This window comes from Streptomyces sp. NPDC001204, assembly GCF_053598035.1.
Genome location: NZ_JBSFJL010000027.1, coordinates 109,377 through 123,259, shown reverse-complemented (window position 1 = coordinate 123,259; position 13,883 = coordinate 109,377). Strand labels below are relative to the sequence as shown.

Here is a 13,883-nt window from a genome sequence, read left to right as displayed (position 1 = left end):
ATGCCGCCGAAGACGTTGACGAACACGGACTTCACGTCCGGGTCGCCCAGGATGATCTCCAGGCCGTTCGCCATCACCTCGGCGGAGGCGCCGCCACCGATGTCGAGGAAGTTGGCCGGCTTGACGCCCTTGTGGGCCTCACCGGCGTACGCGACGACGTCCAGGGTCGACATGACCAGACCCGCGCCGTTGCCGATGATGCCGACCTCACCGTCGAGCTTGACGTAGTTGAGGTTCTTCTCCTTGGCAGCCGCCTCCAGCGGGTTGGCGGCAGCCTTGTCGTGAAGCTCCTCGAACTCGGGGTGACGGAACTCCGCGTTGTCGTCCAGCGACACCTTCCCGTCGAGGGCGACGATCTCGCCCTCGCCGGACCTGACCAGCGGATTGACCTCGACCAGCAGCGCGTCGGAGGCGACGAAGGCCTGCCACAGCAGCCGCAGGACCTCGGCCACCTGGCCGGCGACGTCGGCCGGGAAGGCGGCCTTCTCGACGATCTCGCGGGCCTTCTTCTCCGTCACGCCCTCGTTCGCGTCCACCGGGACCTTCGCCAGGGCCGCGGGCTTGGTCGCGGCGACCTCCTCGATGTCCATGCCGCCCTCGACGGAGGCCATGGCCAGGAAGGTGCGGTGGGTGCGGTCGAGGAGGAACGAGACGTAGTACTCGTCCCGGATGTCGGCCGCGGGGGCCAGCATCACCTTCTGGACCGTGTGGCCCTTGATGTCCATGCCGAGGATGTCCGTCGCGCGGGCGACGGCCTCGTCCGGGGTGGCGGCCGGCTTGACACCACCGGCCTTGCCGCGGCCACCGACCTTCACCTGAGCCTTGACGACCGCCCGGCCACCCAGGCGCTCGGCCGCCGCGCGTGCGGCCTCGGGCGTGTCGACGACCTCGCCGGCCGGTACCGGCACACCGTGCTTGGCGAAGAGATCTCGTGCTTGGTACTCGAACAGGTCCATTGACGTGGCCTCCCAAAGCCGCTCACGGAAGCGTCGGCGGCACTGCGAGCATAAAGTCAACTGAATACTGTATGCAATAGCTGAGCGTGAGACTTCCCGCCCCGCCGCCCCGTCGCCCCGCTCGAACTATGGACACCATGCGACGATATTGCATACAGTATCCAGTCTCCTACTGAGAGGAGTCCATCGTGAAGATCGCAGTCCTCGGAGCCGGTGCGATCGGTGCGTACGTCGGGGCGGCTCTGCACCGGGGCGGTGCCGAGGTGCATCTGATCGCCCGCGGTGATCATCTGCGGGCCATGCGGGCCGACGGGGTACGGGTGCTGAGCCCCCGAGGTGACTTCGTCGCCCGGCCGCACGCCACGGACGACCCGGCCGAGATCGGTCCGGTCGACTACGTCTTCCTCGGGCTGAAGGCCCACTCCTACCCGTCGTGCGGGCGGCTCATCAAGCCTCTGCTCGCCGACCACACGGCCGTCGTGGCCGGTCAGAACGGCATTCCGTGGTGGTACTTCCACCAGCTCGCCGGGCCCTACGAGGGCCGGCGGGTGGAGGCGGTCGACCCGGACGGCGCCACCAGTGCCGTCCTGCCGCCGGAGAGGGCCATCGGCTGCGTCGTCTATCCGGCGACCGTCGTCGAATCCCCCGGAGTGATCCGGCATCTGGAGGGCACCCGGTTCTCCCTCGGCGAGCCCGGCGGCCAAGTCTCCGAGCGCTGCACGGCGTTGAGCCAGGCCCTGATCGCCGGCGGGCTGAAGGCCCCGGTCGAGCCGAACCTGCGCGACGACATCTGGATCAAGCTGATGGGCAACGTCGTGTTCAACCCGCTCAGCGCGCTCACCAGGGCGACGATGGCCGAGATCTGCCGACACACCCAAACCCGGCGACTGGTCGTCCAGTTGATGGAGGAGACCCTCGACATCGCGGCACGGGTGGGCAGCACGCCGGACATATCGATCGAGAAGCGGCTGCGCGGCGCCGAGGGGGTCGGGCACCACAAGACCTCGATGCTCCAGGACCTGGAGGCCGGCAAACCGCTCGAACTCGACGCCATCGTGACGGCGGTGGTGGAACTCGCCGACATCACCGGCGCGGAGGCGCCCACGCTGCGCGCCGTCCACGCGGCCACCGACCTGCTGGCACAGTGCGGTACACAGGGCAGCCCCGCACGGAACGGCGCCACTCCGGGAGCCGTACCCGCCTGAGCCGGGCCGCCGTCACCGGCTCCGTCCCGCGGCGCCGCGCACGGACCACCGCCTCATCTCCCCGTCGCCACGAGGGGAGATGAGGCGGTGGTGCGGGGAACGGACCGGTCAGTCGCCGGCGTTCCCGTCCGTCCGTCCGGCCGGCCTCAGCGCGGCGACGATCACGGGGGACAGTCCCTCCGCTCCCCCGTCGACGAACTCGGCCAGCCTCGCGCGCATCCTCGGGTCCCAGAACCGCTGGATGTGTCCCGCGACCGCCTCGGCGGCCTGCTCGTCCGGCAGATGCCCGAAGGCCGCGGCGATGTCGTTCGCCATCCGCTGTTCCGGTGGCACGGCGCCCGCCATCTCAGTCCACCACCGCGTGCCGGTCGTCCCGGACCCGGTCGGCGGCGCGCCCGGCGATCGGGTGGGCGAGTCCGACCTGCACGGCGGTCACCTTGTACTCCGGGCAGTTGGTCGCCCAGTCCGAGTTCTCCGTGGTCACCACGTTGGCGCCGGTCACCGGATGGTGGAAGGTCGTGTAGACGACCCCCGGCGGCATCCGGTCGGACACCCGCGCCCGCAGGGTCGTCTCCCCGACGCGGCTGGTCAGCGTCACCATGTCGCCGTCGCCGATGCCACGCACCTCGGCGTCGTGCGGGTGCAGTTCCAGCAGGTCCTCGGGGTGCCAGGCCACGTTCCCGGTACGGCGGGTCTGCGCCCCGACGTTGTACTGGCTCAGGATGCGCCCCGTGGTCAGGACGAGCGGGAAGCGGGAGGTGGTCCGTTCGTTGGTCGGCAGATAGGTAGTGACCACGAACTTCCCCTTGCCGCGGACGAATTCGTCCACGTGCATGGTCGGCGTGCCCTCCGGCGCCTCCTCGTTGCACGGCCACTGGATGCTGCCGAGCTTGTCCAGGGAGGCGTAGGAGATACCGCGGAAGGTCGGAGTGACCTGGGCGATCTCGTCCATGATCCGGCCCGGGTGGTCGTACTCCATGGGGTAGCCCATGGCGGCGGCGATCTCGCAGACGATCTGCCACTCGTGCTTGCCGGTCTTCGGCTTCATCACCGCGCGCACCCGGTTGACCCGGCGTTCGGCGTTGGTGAACGTGCCGTCCTTCTCCAGGAACGAGGCGCCCGGCAGGAAGACATGGGCGAACTTGGCCGTCTCGTTGAGGAAGAGGTCCTGCACCACGACGAGCTCCATGGCCTCGAGCGCGGCGGTGACGTGCTTGAGGTTCGGGTCGGACTGGGCGATGTCCTCGCCGTGCACGAACAGACCGCGGAAGGAGCCGTCGATCGCCGCGTCGAACATGTTGGGGATCCGCAGTCCGGGCTCGGCGAGGATCGTGCGGCCCCACAGGTCCTCGAAGACGGTGCGGACCGCGTCGTCGGAGACATGGCGGTAGCCGGTGAACTCGTGCGGGAAGGAACCCATGTCGCACGAGCCCTGCACGTTGTTCTGCCCGCGCAGCGGGTTGACGCCGACGCCGTCGCGGCCGATGTTGCCGCACGCCATCGCCAGGTTCGCCATCCCCATGACCATGGTGGAGCCCTGGCTGTGCTCGGTGACGCCGAGCCCGTAGTAGATGGCCCCGTTGGGCGCCCGCGCGTACAGCCGGGCGGCGGCCCTCAGCTCCTCGGAGGGCACACCGGTGATGGACTCGGTGGCCTCCGGGCTGTTCTCCGGGCGGGAGACGAACTCCGCCCACTCGTCGAACCCTTCGCAGCGGTCCGCCACGAAGGACTTGTCGACCAGGTCCTCGGTGACCACCACGTGCGCCATGGCGTTGATGACGGCGACGTTGGTGCTCGGGGTGAGCTGGAGGTGGTGTGCCGCCTCGATGTGCGGCGAGCGCACCAGGTCGATGCGGCGCGGGTCGATCACGACGAGTTGGGCGCCCTCGCGCAGTCGGCGCTTCATCCGCGAGGCGAAGACCGGATGGCCGTCGGTGGGGTTGGCGCCGATCACCACGATCACGTCGGCCTGGGCCACCGAGCGGAAGTCCTGTGTGCCGGCCGACTCGCCGAAGGTCTGCTTCAGTCCGTATCCCGTCGGGGAGTGGCAGACCCGGGCGCAGGTGTCGACGTTGTTGTTGCCGAAGGCCGCGCGCACCATCTTCTGGACGACGTAGACCTCCTCGTTGGTGCAGCGCGAGGAGGTGATGGCGCCGATCGCGCCGGAGCCGTGGCGCTCCTGGATGGAGCGCATCCCCCGGGCGACCGTGCGGATGGCCTCGTCCCACTCGACCTCGCGCCACGGGTCGGTGATCCTCTCCCGGACCATGGGCTTGAGGATCCGGTCGGGGTGGGTCGCGTAGCCGAAGGCGAAACGGCCCTTCACACAGGAGTGCCCCTCGTTCGCCCCGCCGTCCTTGTAGGGCACCATCCGGACCAGTTCGTCACCGCGCAGCTCTGCCTTGAACGAGCAGCCGACGCCGCAGTACGCGCAGGTCGTGACGACCGAGCGGGTCGGCATGCCGAGTTCGACGACCGACCGCTCCTGGAGCGTCGACGTCGGGCAGGCCTGGACGCACGCCCCGCACGAGACGCACTCGGAGTCCATGAACAGCTCGCCCGCGCCGGGCGAGACCTTGGAGTCGAAGCCGCGGCCCTCGATGGTCAGCGCGAAGGTGCCCTGCACCTCGCCGCAGGCCCGCACGCAGCGGGAGCAGACGATGCACTTGGACGGGTCGAAGTCGAAGTACGGGTTGCTCCGGTCGGCCTCGGCGTCCAGGTGGTTCTCGCCCTCGTACCCGTACCGGACCTGGCGCAGCCCGACGACGCCGGCCATGTCCTGCAACTCGCAGTCGCCGTTGGCCGGGCAGGTCAGGCAGTCCAGCGGGTGGTCGGAGATGTACAGCTCCATGACGCCCTGGCGCAGCTTCTCCACCTTGGGCGTCTGGGTGCGCACCCGCATGCCGTCGGCGACCGGCGTGGTGCAGGACGCCGGGGTGCCCCTGCGGCCGTCGATCTCCACGACACAGAGCCGGCAGGATCCGAACGCGTCGAGGCTGTCGGTGGCGCACAGCTTGGGTATGTCGATGCCGGCGAGCGCCGCCGCGCGCATCACCGACGTGCCCTCGGGGACCGTGACGGGCAGTCCGTCCACTTCGACCGACACGGTCGGCTCCCCGGGCCTGTCGGGGGTTCCGAAGTCGGGTTCCTTGAGAAGGGTCATGCCGTGTCCTCCGTCCTCGCGCCGCTCGTCCGCGTGGTGCGCGCCGCCGCGTGTGCGTCGCGGGCGAGGAAGTCGTCAGAGAAGTGTGTGATGGCGCTGCGCACCGGCATCGGCGTCAACCCGCCCATGGCGCACAGCGAACCGTCGGTCATCAGCTCGCAGAGGTCTTCGAGCAGGGCGAGGTTGCCGTCGCGGTCCTCGCCCGCCACGATCCGGTCGATCACCTCGACCCCCCGTACCGAACCGACGCGGCAGGGCGTGCACTTGCCGCACGACTCGGCGGCGCAGAACTCCATCGCGAAGCGGGCCTGCGCGGCCATGTCCACGGTGTCGTCGAAGACCACGACGCCGCCGTGGCCGAGCATCGCGCCGGCCTCGGCGAACGCCTCGTAGTCCATCGGCAGGTCGAACATCGAGGCGGGCAGGTAGGCGCCCAGTGGGCCGCCGACCTGCACCGTGCGCACCGGGCGTCCGGAGAGGGTGCCGCCGCCGTAGTCCTCGACCAGCTCGCGCAGGGTCACGCCGAACGCCGTCTCCACGATGCCACCGCGCGCGATGTTGCCGCCGAGCTGGAAGACCTGGGTGCCGCGCGAGCGCTGCACGCCGAGTTCCTGGTAGGCCTGCGCGCCGCGCGCCATGATCACCGGCACGGTGGCGAGGGTGAGGACGTTGTTGACCACGGTCGGCTTGCCGAAGAGTCCCTCCAGCGCGGGGATGGGCGGCTTGGAGCGGACCATGCCCCGCTTGCCCTCCAGGCTCTCCAGCATGGAGGTCTCCTCGCCGCAGATGTACGCGCCGGCGCCGACCCGGACGTGCAGGTCGAAGGTGAGGTCGGAGCCGAGGATCCGCTCTCCGAGCCAGTTGTTCCCGCGCGCGATCCCGATCGCGGCGCGCATCGTGGCCACGGCGTCGGGGTATTCCGAGCGGATGTAGACGTAGCCCTCACGTGCCCCGACCGCGTGCGCGGCGATCGTCATGCCCTCGATCAGCATGAACGGGTCGCCCTCCATGACCATGCGGTCCGCGAAGGTCCCGCTGTCGCCCTCGTCGGCGTTGCAGCAGACGAACTTCAGCTCGTCGGAGCACTCGGAGACGGTCTTCCACTTGACGCCGGCCGGGAATCCCGCGCCGCCCCGGCCGCGCAGGCCGGACTCGGTGACCTCGGCGATCACCTCGGCGCGCGGCAGCCCCAGCGCGCGACGCAGCCCGGCGAGGCCGCCGTGCCGCAGGTAGTCCTCGGTGCAGAGGGGGTCGGTGATCCCGATCCTGGCGAACGTGACCCGCTTCTGCCGGGCCAGCCAGGGCAGTTCGTCCACGACGCCGCGCCGCAGCGGATGGTCCCCGCCGTCGAGGAGGCCCGCGGCGAGCAGGCCCTCCACGTCCGACGGGGCCACCGGTCCGTAGCCGATCCGGCCGACGGGTGTCACCACCTCGACGAGCGGCTCCAGCCAGAGCATGCCGCGGGAGCCGTTGCGCACCACTTCGACCGGCCGGTCCTGGCCGGCGGCGGCCTGTCGGAGGGCGTCCGCGACCGCGTCGGCTCCCACGGACCGTGCCGCCGAGTCGCGGGGGACGTACACCGTCACCGGAGAGTTGGAAGCCATGGTCACGGCGACACCGCCTCGTCGAGGATCGAGCGCAGACGGTCCACGCCCACTCGCCCGTACAGGGCGTCGTTCACCTGGATGGACGGCCCCAGCGCGCAGTTGCCGAGGCAGAAGACCTGTTCCACGGTGACCGAGCCGTCTGCCGCCGTCTCCCCCGGTGCGAGGCCGACCCGGTCGCGGGCACAGGCCACCAGGGCGTCCGCGCCGAGGGCCTGACAGGCTTCGGCCCGGCAGATGCGCACGGTGGTGCGGCCCGCCGGTTCGCGGCGGAAGTCGTGGTAGAAGGAGACCACCCCGTGCACGTCCGCCCGGGACAGGTTGAGTTCGTCGGCGAGCTGCGCGACGCACTCCTGCGGCACATGGCCGAGTTCCGACTGGATGGCGTGCAGTATCGGCAGCAGCGCGCCGCGTTGGCCGCGATGGGCGGCCACGATCGCGCTGATCGCGGCTCGCACCGGTACGTCACTCACGCTTGCGGTCATGATCGCCCCCAGTCACCGGCATGCGCGGAGGTCGAGCGCGAGGCCCTCGCCGCTGTCGTACGAGTTTGGTTTCGCGAACACATGAACCCTTGCCCCTCGTCTGCGGATGCGCAGAGGCGGTGACCAGCGGCACAGCCGCTTCCGCCGACCTGGTCGGTGCACGGACAACGCTCCCGCAGCATAATCGCCTGCTTGCAGTTTGTATACAGTGTTCAGACTCATGGAGCGTGCCGTTCCAGGCTCCACGACACCGTGAGGCGGCGGCTACACACGCACCTCTGCCGCGACCGGCCGGGCGACCGCCGCACCCGGGGCCGGCAGTGCCGCCAGCCACGGCAGCACCGCGTCCAGCACGGTGCTGATCCCGCCGCCGCTCGGCCCGAGCATCGCGCCCGCCGGCACCAGGACGGGGTCGGCTCGGACGGTGGACGACGCGCTGCCGCGCGGGCCCTCCCCGTCCGGCCGTGCGGGCACGAACAGCCCTTGGGCGTCGGCCGGCACCAGCCAGAGCGTCAGCCCGTCGCGCCCGTCGGCCGGCCGGGAGGACCACACGTAGCTGTCGGCCTCCCCCGCCCCGACCACGTTGTGCTTCCGGGCGCGCAGCGCCACCACGTCGCCCGTGCGCGTCGCCGTCGAGGGCGGACCGGGCGGCGCGCCGTGCTCACCGGACTCGACGGCCTCCGCCAGGGCGAGGGTGCTCAGGTGGTGCCCGGTGGCGATCTTCCGGCGCACCCAGTGGATGCCGTGGGCCTCGATGACCGCGACGGCGGCGTAGTGGGACCTGAGCACGGCACCGGTGGCCGGGCAGGCCCGGGACACCTCGGCCACCACCTCGGCGGCCTCCGCCAGACCGAGCCCCTGGCCGCCGAGATCGTCGGAGACGGTGAGCGCCAGCAGTCCGGAGTGCCCCAGCGCGGCGACCGAGGCCCGGGGGAACACGCCGTGCGTGCGGACCCGTTCGGCCCCGGGCTCGATGACGCTGCTCACGGCGTGGGAGAGAGCGGTGCGGTACGACATGGGGCGGCCCCTTGAAGTCACTTCCGACGCGGATTGCATACAGTATGCTCTCCACCCGGAGCGCCGACCACCCCTGAGCGCACGAATCCACCGACCGAGCAAAATCGCTGCAGGCGACTGGACAGCCGGCGTCCGGTCGGCCGATGATTGCATACAGTATTCGTTGCCTGTATGCAGGACGCGTCTGATTCAGGCCGTCCGTGTGCAGAACGCCGGCATTCAGGAGGGGAGGGCTCGGCGACTCCCGTACGGCCAGACGCACCAAACCGTGTACAAGTGAGGTGATCCCCATGACCAGGGCTCTTGAGGGCGTGCGCGTCCTCGACATGACACACGTCCAGTCAGGCCCCTCCGCCACCCAGTTGCTCGCCTGGCTCGGTGCGGACGTCGTCAAGCTGGAGGCGCCGACCGGCGACATCACCCGCAGGCAGCTGCGGGACCTCCCCGACGCCGACTCCCTCTACTTCACGATGCTCAACTGCAACAAGAGGAGCATCACCCTCAACACCAAGACCGAACGCGGCAAGGAACTGCTCACCGAGCTGATCCGGCGCTCCGACGTCATGGTCGAGAACTTCGGACCGGGCGCCGTCGACCGCATGGGCTTCACCTGGGACCGCATCCAGGAGATCAACCCGCGGATCGTGTACGCCTCCATCAAGGGGTTCGGCGAAGGCCCGTACACCACCTTCAAGGCGTACGAGGTCGTCGCGCAGGCCATGGGCGGCTCGATGGCGACCACGGGCTTCGAGGACGGCCCGCCGACGGCCACCGGCGCGCAGATAGGCGACTCGGGGACCGGGGTCCACCTCGTCGCCGGCATCCTCGCGGCGCTCTTCCAGCGCGAGCGCACCGGGCGCGGCCAGCGGGTCAACGTGGCCATGCAGCACGCGGTGCTCAACCTCTGCCGGGTGAAGCTGCGCGACCAGCAGCGCCTGACGCACGGCCCGCTCGCCGAGTACCCGAACGAGGACTTCGGCGAGGAGGTGCCGCGCTCGGGGAACGCCTCCGGCGGCGGCCAGCCCGGCTGGGCGGTCAAGTGCGCGCCGGGAGGCCCCAACGACTACGTGTACATCGTGGTGCAGCCGCCCGGCTGGAAGCCCATCACCGAGCTGATCAACCGCCCGGAACTGGCCGAGGACCCCGACTGGGCCACCCCCGAGGCCCGGCTGCCCAAGCTGGACAAGATGTTCCAGCTGATCGAGGAGTGGAGCAGCACCCTGCCCAAGTGGGAGGTGCTGGAGGCCCTCAACTCCCACGGCATCCCCTGCGGCCCGATCCTGTCCACCAAGGAGATCATCGAGGACCGGTCGCTGGCCGCCAACGAGATGATCGTCCCGGTCGAGCACCCCGAGCGCGGCACCTTCAAGACCGTCGGCTCGCCCCTGAAGCTGTCCGACTCCCCCGTGACCATCACCAGCTCCCCGCTGCTCGGCGAGCACAACGAAGAGGTCTACGCGGGCGAACTGGGCCTCGACGACGAGGAACTGAAGCTCCTCAAGACGAACGGAGTGATCTGAGCGATGCCCCTGAACCATGCCTCAGCCGACCGCGACACCGTGGCGAGGGTGCTCGCCACCGTGCGCGCCGAGGGCCGCAGCGCCCTGACCGCGCCCGAAGGCAAGCGGATCGCCGAAGCGTACGGCATCGCCACCCCCGGCGAGGCCCTGGCGCGCGACGCGGACGAGGCGGTGGCCCACGCCGACGCCTTCGACGGGCCGGTCGTCCTGAAGATCGTCTCCCCCGACATCCTGCACAAGACCGACGCCGGCGGGGTGGTCGTCGGTCTGCACACGGCGGAAGAGGTGCGTGCGGCGTTCGACCGGATCATCGGCAACGCCAAGGAGTACGACCCCGAGGCCCGGATCACCGGCGTGCAGGTGCAGCAGATGCTGCCGCCGGGCCAGGAGGTCATCATCGGGGCGGTCACCGACCCCACCTTCGGCAAGGTCGTCGCCTTCGGTCTGGGCGGGGTGCTGGTCGAGGTCCTCAAGGACGTGACCTTCCGGCTGGCGCCGGTCGCCGAGGACGAGGCGGCCTCCATGCTGGATTCGATCGGGGCGGCCGAGATCCTGCGCGGCGTGCGCGGCGCGGCCGCGGTGGACCGCGAGGCGCTGGCCGAGCAGATCCGCAGGGTCTCCCAACTCGTCACGGACTTCCCGGAGATCGCCGAGGTGGACCTCAACCCGGTGATCGCCACGCCCGAGGGCGCGCTCGCGGCCGACATCCGCGTGATCCTCGCCGAGAACGCGCCGGCCCCGCGGCCGAAGTACAGCCGTGAGGAGATCCTGACGGCGATGACACGGCTGATGCAGCCCCGGTCGGTGGCGGTGATCGGCGCCTCCTCCGAGGCCGGCAAGATCGGCAACTCGGTGATGCGCAACCTCATCGACGGCGGGTTCGCGGGCGACATCCACCCGGTCAACCCGAAGGCCGACGAGATCGAGGGTCGCAAGGCGCACGCGTCCGTCCTGGACATCCCGGGCGAGGTGGATGTGGCCGTCTTCGCGATCCCGGCGAAGTTCGTGCCCACCGCGCTGGAGGAGGTCGGCGCCAAGGGCATACCCAACGCCGTACTGATCCCGTCCGGATTCGCCGAGACCGGCGAGCACGAACTCCAGGACCGGATCGTCGCCATCGCCCGGGAGCACGGCGTACGGCTGCTGGGACCGAACATCTACGGCTACTACTCGCCGTGGCAGGATCTGTGCGCCACGTTCTGCACCCCGTACGACGTCAAGGGCCCGGTGGCGCTGACCTCCCAGTCCGGTGGCATCGGCATGGCGATCCTCGGCTTCGCCCGCACCACCAAGACCGGCGTCTCCGCGATCGTGGGCCTCGGCAACAAGTCGGACATCGACGAGGACGACCTGCTCACCTACTTCGGAGAGGACCCGAACACCAAGTGCATCGCGATGCACCTGGAGGACCTCAAGGACGGCCGGGCGTTCGTCGAGGCCGCCCGCGAGACCGTGCCGAAGAAGCCGATCGTGGTGCTCAAGGCCGGGCGCACCTCGGCCGGAGCGAAGGCCGCCGGCTCCCACACCGGAGCCCTGGCCGGCGACGACGCCGTGTACGACGACATCCTGCGGCAGGCCGGCGTGATCCGCGCCCCGGGCCTGAACGAGATGCTCGAGTACGCGCGGGCGCTGCCCGTCCTGCCCACCCCGCAGGGCGAGAACGTCGTCATCATCACCGGCGCCGGCGGCTCCGGCGTGCTGCTCTCCGACGCCTGCGTGGACAACGGGCTGAGGCTGATGGAGATCCCGGACGACCTCGACGAGGCGTTCATGCGGTACATCCCGCCGTTCGGCGCGGCCGGCAACCCGATCGACATCACGGGTGGCGAGCCTCCCTCCACCTACGAGGCGACGATCCGTCTCGGTCTCGCGGACCCGCGGGTGCACGCCCTGATCCTCGGTTACTGGCACACCATCGTCACCCCGCCGATGGTCTTCGCCGAACTGACCGCGCGGGTGGTCGCCGAGGCGCGGGCCAAGGGGATCCACAAGCCGGTGGTGGCCTCACTCGCCGGGGACACCGAGGTGGAGGCGGCCAGCGCCTACCTGTTCGAGCGCGGGGTCGTCGCCTATCCCTACACCACCGAACAGCCGGTGGCCGCTCTCGGCGCGAAGTACCGCTGGGCCAGGGCCGCCGGACTGCTTCCGGCCGACGGGTGACCGCCCGGCGATCCACGGTTTGATCCGACGTTGAGGGGGCGCCACCTTCGCGGTGGCGCCCCCCGACCGTTGCCGCCGGGCGGTGCGGGCACCTGGCCCGCGCCGCGCGGTGCCGCTGTCACTCCCCGGAGCCGGCGCGCTCGTGGTAGGTGACGCGGGTCTGCTCCGTGTGCGCCCGCATCAGCTGCTGGGCGCGCTGCTCGTCCCCGGCCTCGATCGCGTCGATCAACTCGCGGTGCTCGCGCCAGGAGTGCTCGCCGCGGGTCCGCGCGATGGGCGTGTAGAACCAGCGCATGCGGCGGTCCACCTGAGCGGACAGTTCGGCGAGCACGGAGTTCGCCGCGAGTTCCATGACGTACGCGTGGAAGGCGGCGTTGGCGGCGACCACCGCGTCGACGTCGTCCGACCGCAGGGCCCGCTCGCCCTCCTCGCACAGCTCGCGCAGCCGCGCCGGTGCCTCGCCTCCGGCCCCGGCCGCCGCCAGCCGCGCCGCCTCGGCCTCCAACAGGCCGCGTACGACGAGCAGTTGGTCGGCCTCGTCCTCGGTGGGCTCGTGCACGAACGCGCCCTGGGCCGGGCGCAGATCGACCCATCCCTCGGTGTTGAGCCGCTGGAGCGCCTCACGCACGGGCTGGCGGGAGACGCCGAGCTGCCCGGCGAGCTCGGTCTCGATCAAGTGCTGACCGGGCTTGAGCACCCTGGTGATGATGAGTTCGAGGAGGGCCTCGTAGACCCGCTCGCGCAGCGGTCCCGGCCGCTCCAGCTTCGGCACGGTTCCGCTCGGCAAACCCGCGGAGAGCATGGCTTCCATCCCCTGATCAGCGGCCCGACCGAGCCTGGGAGTGAGATTGACTTTCGTCTACAGTCTACCGACGCACCGCCCCGCACAGGACGCACACCGGCTGTGACCCAGTTCACATAACCCAGGGGCCGCGTGGACCGCGGACGGCGCCGGCGCCACCGGGCCCCCACCCTCGCGACGGACGGTTTCCGCCCCGGGGTCGCGGGCAGGCGGGTGGGTGAGCGCCAGGGAAAGGACCGACATGAGCGCCGGAGAGAAGGCCAGGGCCACGGCCGAGCAGGTGGTCGGGAAGGCCGTGAGGAAGATGGCGCACGCGCTCGGCAACGAGACCACGGCGGCCAAGGGTGCCGCACTGGAGGCGCGGGGCAAGGCCCGCGCCGCCAAGGAGCGGCCGAAGAGCGGCCTCGGACACTGAGCACGCGCGCACGGAGGCGCGGCGCGCCACCGCGGATCCGGCCCGCCGGACGGAGCGCGACGCGATGAACCGGACAGGATCCACGACACGACGCCGTCCGACGCGACGGCAGGACCGAGGGGGCCGGCAGCCCATACCGCCGGCCCCCTCGGTCACGCCGCGAGGACGCTCGTCCGCAGGGGGCGGCGCGGCGCGGCCGGGGTGTCCGCGAGTCCGACGCGGTAGGTGGTCCTGGTGGAGTCGACGAGGGGCTCGCCGAGCGTGATCCGTCCGCTGGAGTGCAGCATGTCGCACACGTCCGTGGGCAGCGCGACGTAGCAGCTTCCCCGGCCGGTGCGGGGGTCGAACGGCTGCCAGTAGCTGTACCTGCGGCGTCCGCCCGCGTGCACGGTGAGGAACACGAGCGTGGCCGGGTCGGAGACGATGCGCAGCAGGTCAGCACCCGTGGGGCTGAGGGCGGCACCGGCACGGCTGTGGTGGTGCAGGACGACGGCGCGGGCCGGGCCGGGTATGGACTGCATCAGCGGGGGCCTTCCTCGATGCTGGGACTGAAGAT

At 70.8% G+C, this 13,883-nt stretch carries 12 protein-coding genes; 4 read left to right on the top strand and 8 right to left on the bottom strand.

Annotation, left to right across the window (positions count from 1 at the left end):
• Window positions 1-956: ADP-forming succinate--CoA ligase subunit beta (sucC, locus tag ACWC91_RS30270; RefSeq protein WP_450643918.1), on the bottom strand; the 956-nt coding region annotated here is incomplete at its 3' end.
• Window positions 957-1,144: 188 nt separating this feature from the next.
• Here sucC and ACWC91_RS30265 point away from each other — a divergent pair.
• The gene (locus ACWC91_RS30265; RefSeq protein ID WP_225080385.1) at window positions 1,145-2,161 is read left to right on the top strand and encodes a 2-dehydropantoate 2-reductase; all 1,017 of its coding nucleotides are present in this window, start codon (window positions 1,145-1,147) and stop codon (window positions 2,159-2,161) included.
• A gap of 108 nt (window positions 2,162-2,269) precedes the next feature.
• On the opposite strand, the gene ACWC91_RS30260 is transcribed toward ACWC91_RS30265, so the two are convergent.
• The 5 genes from ACWC91_RS30260 to ACWC91_RS30240 form a co-directional block, all read right to left on the bottom strand.
• Window positions 2,270-2,476 carry a formate dehydrogenase subunit delta gene (locus tag ACWC91_RS30260; protein ID WP_225080384.1) on the bottom strand — a complete coding sequence of 69 codons (207 nt, stop codon included), beginning with the start codon at window positions 2,474-2,476 and terminating at the stop codon, window positions 2,270-2,272.
• Between the two features lie 31 nt (window positions 2,477-2,507).
• Entirely contained in the window at window positions 2,508-5,324 is a 2,817-nt protein-coding gene (gene fdhF / locus ACWC91_RS30255) for a formate dehydrogenase subunit alpha (protein ID WP_225080383.1), read from the bottom strand.
• On the bottom strand, window positions 5,321-6,928 hold the full coding sequence (locus ACWC91_RS30250) for a formate dehydrogenase beta subunit (RefSeq protein WP_450643917.1): 1,608 nt from the start codon (window positions 6,926-6,928) through the stop codon (window positions 5,321-5,323). The genes fdhF and ACWC91_RS30250 overlap by 4 nt, the downstream gene beginning before the upstream one ends.
• 2 nt (window positions 6,929-6,930) lie before the next feature.
• Complete coding sequence (locus ACWC91_RS30245) at window positions 6,931-7,401, bottom strand: formate dehydrogenase subunit gamma (RefSeq protein WP_450643916.1); 471 nt, start codon at window positions 7,399-7,401, stop codon at window positions 6,931-6,933.
• 276 nt (window positions 7,402-7,677) lie between these two features.
• Window positions 7,678-8,430 carry an acyl-CoA dehydrogenase family protein gene (locus ACWC91_RS30240; protein WP_450643915.1) on the bottom strand — a complete coding sequence of 251 codons (753 nt, stop codon included), beginning with the start codon at window positions 8,428-8,430 and terminating at the stop codon, window positions 7,678-7,680.
• 290 nt (window positions 8,431-8,720) lie between these two features.
• Here ACWC91_RS30240 and frc point away from each other — a divergent pair, with 290 nt between their 5' ends.
• Window positions 8,721-9,950, top strand: a complete 1,230-nt coding sequence (gene frc / locus ACWC91_RS30235; protein WP_141364847.1) for a formyl-CoA transferase — start codon at window positions 8,721-8,723, stop codon at window positions 9,948-9,950.
• Window positions 9,951-9,953: 3 nt separating this feature from the next.
• Window positions 9,954-12,110 (top strand): acetate--CoA ligase family protein, encoded by a 2,157-nt coding sequence (locus ACWC91_RS30230; protein ID WP_450643914.1) that lies wholly within the window; start codon window positions 9,954-9,956, stop codon window positions 12,108-12,110.
• Between the two features lie 118 nt (window positions 12,111-12,228).
• Here the strand turns inward: ACWC91_RS30230 and ACWC91_RS30225 are convergent, their stop codons facing one another.
• A complete protein-coding gene (locus tag ACWC91_RS30225; protein WP_225080378.1) occupies window positions 12,229-12,912 on the bottom strand; it encodes a GntR family transcriptional regulator in 684 nt (227 codons plus the stop codon).
• 241 nt (window positions 12,913-13,153) lie between these two features.
• Between ACWC91_RS30225 and ACWC91_RS30220 the strand changes: the two genes are divergently transcribed.
• Window positions 13,154-13,327: a hypothetical protein gene (locus ACWC91_RS30220; RefSeq protein WP_225080377.1), complete on the top strand. Its 174-nt coding sequence runs from the start codon at window positions 13,154-13,156 to the stop codon at window positions 13,325-13,327.
• Window positions 13,328-13,479: 152 nt separating this feature from the next.
• Here ACWC91_RS30220 and ACWC91_RS30215 read toward each other — a convergent pair whose 3' ends face one another.
• Window positions 13,480-13,848 carry a hypothetical protein gene (locus tag ACWC91_RS30215; RefSeq protein ID WP_281156211.1) on the bottom strand — a complete coding sequence of 123 codons (369 nt, stop codon included), beginning with the start codon at window positions 13,846-13,848 and terminating at the stop codon, window positions 13,480-13,482.
• Between the last annotated feature and the right edge of the window lie 35 nt (window positions 13,849-13,883).

Coding starts and splice junctions, on each gene's coding strand:
- ACWC91_RS30260 (WP_225080384.1), bottom strand. CDS start 2,476: ATGGCGAACGACATCGCCGCGGCCTTCGGGCATCTGCCGGACGAGCAG.
- fdhF (WP_225080383.1), bottom strand. CDS start 5,324: ATGACCCTTCTCAAGGAACCCGACTTCGGAACCCCCGACAGGCCCGGG.
- ACWC91_RS30250 (WP_450643917.1), bottom strand. CDS start 6,928: ATGGCTTCCAACTCTCCGGTGACGGTGTACGTCCCCCGCGACTCGGCG.
- ACWC91_RS30240 (WP_450643915.1), bottom strand. CDS start 8,430: ATGTCGTACCGCACCGCTCTCTCCCACGCCGTGAGCAGCGTCATCGAG.
- frc (WP_141364847.1), top strand. CDS start 8,721: ATGACCAGGGCTCTTGAGGGCGTGCGCGTCCTCGACATGACACACGTC.
- ACWC91_RS30230 (WP_450643914.1), top strand. CDS start 9,954: ATGCCCCTGAACCATGCCTCAGCCGACCGCGACACCGTGGCGAGGGTG.
- ACWC91_RS30225 (WP_225080378.1), bottom strand. CDS start 12,912: ATGCTCTCCGCGGGTTTGCCGAGCGGAACCGTGCCGAAGCTGGAGCGG.
- ACWC91_RS30220 (WP_225080377.1), top strand. CDS start 13,154: ATGAGCGCCGGAGAGAAGGCCAGGGCCACGGCCGAGCAGGTGGTCGGG.
- ACWC91_RS30215 (WP_281156211.1), bottom strand. CDS start 13,848: ATGCAGTCCATACCCGGCCCGGCCCGCGCCGTCGTCCTGCACCACCAC.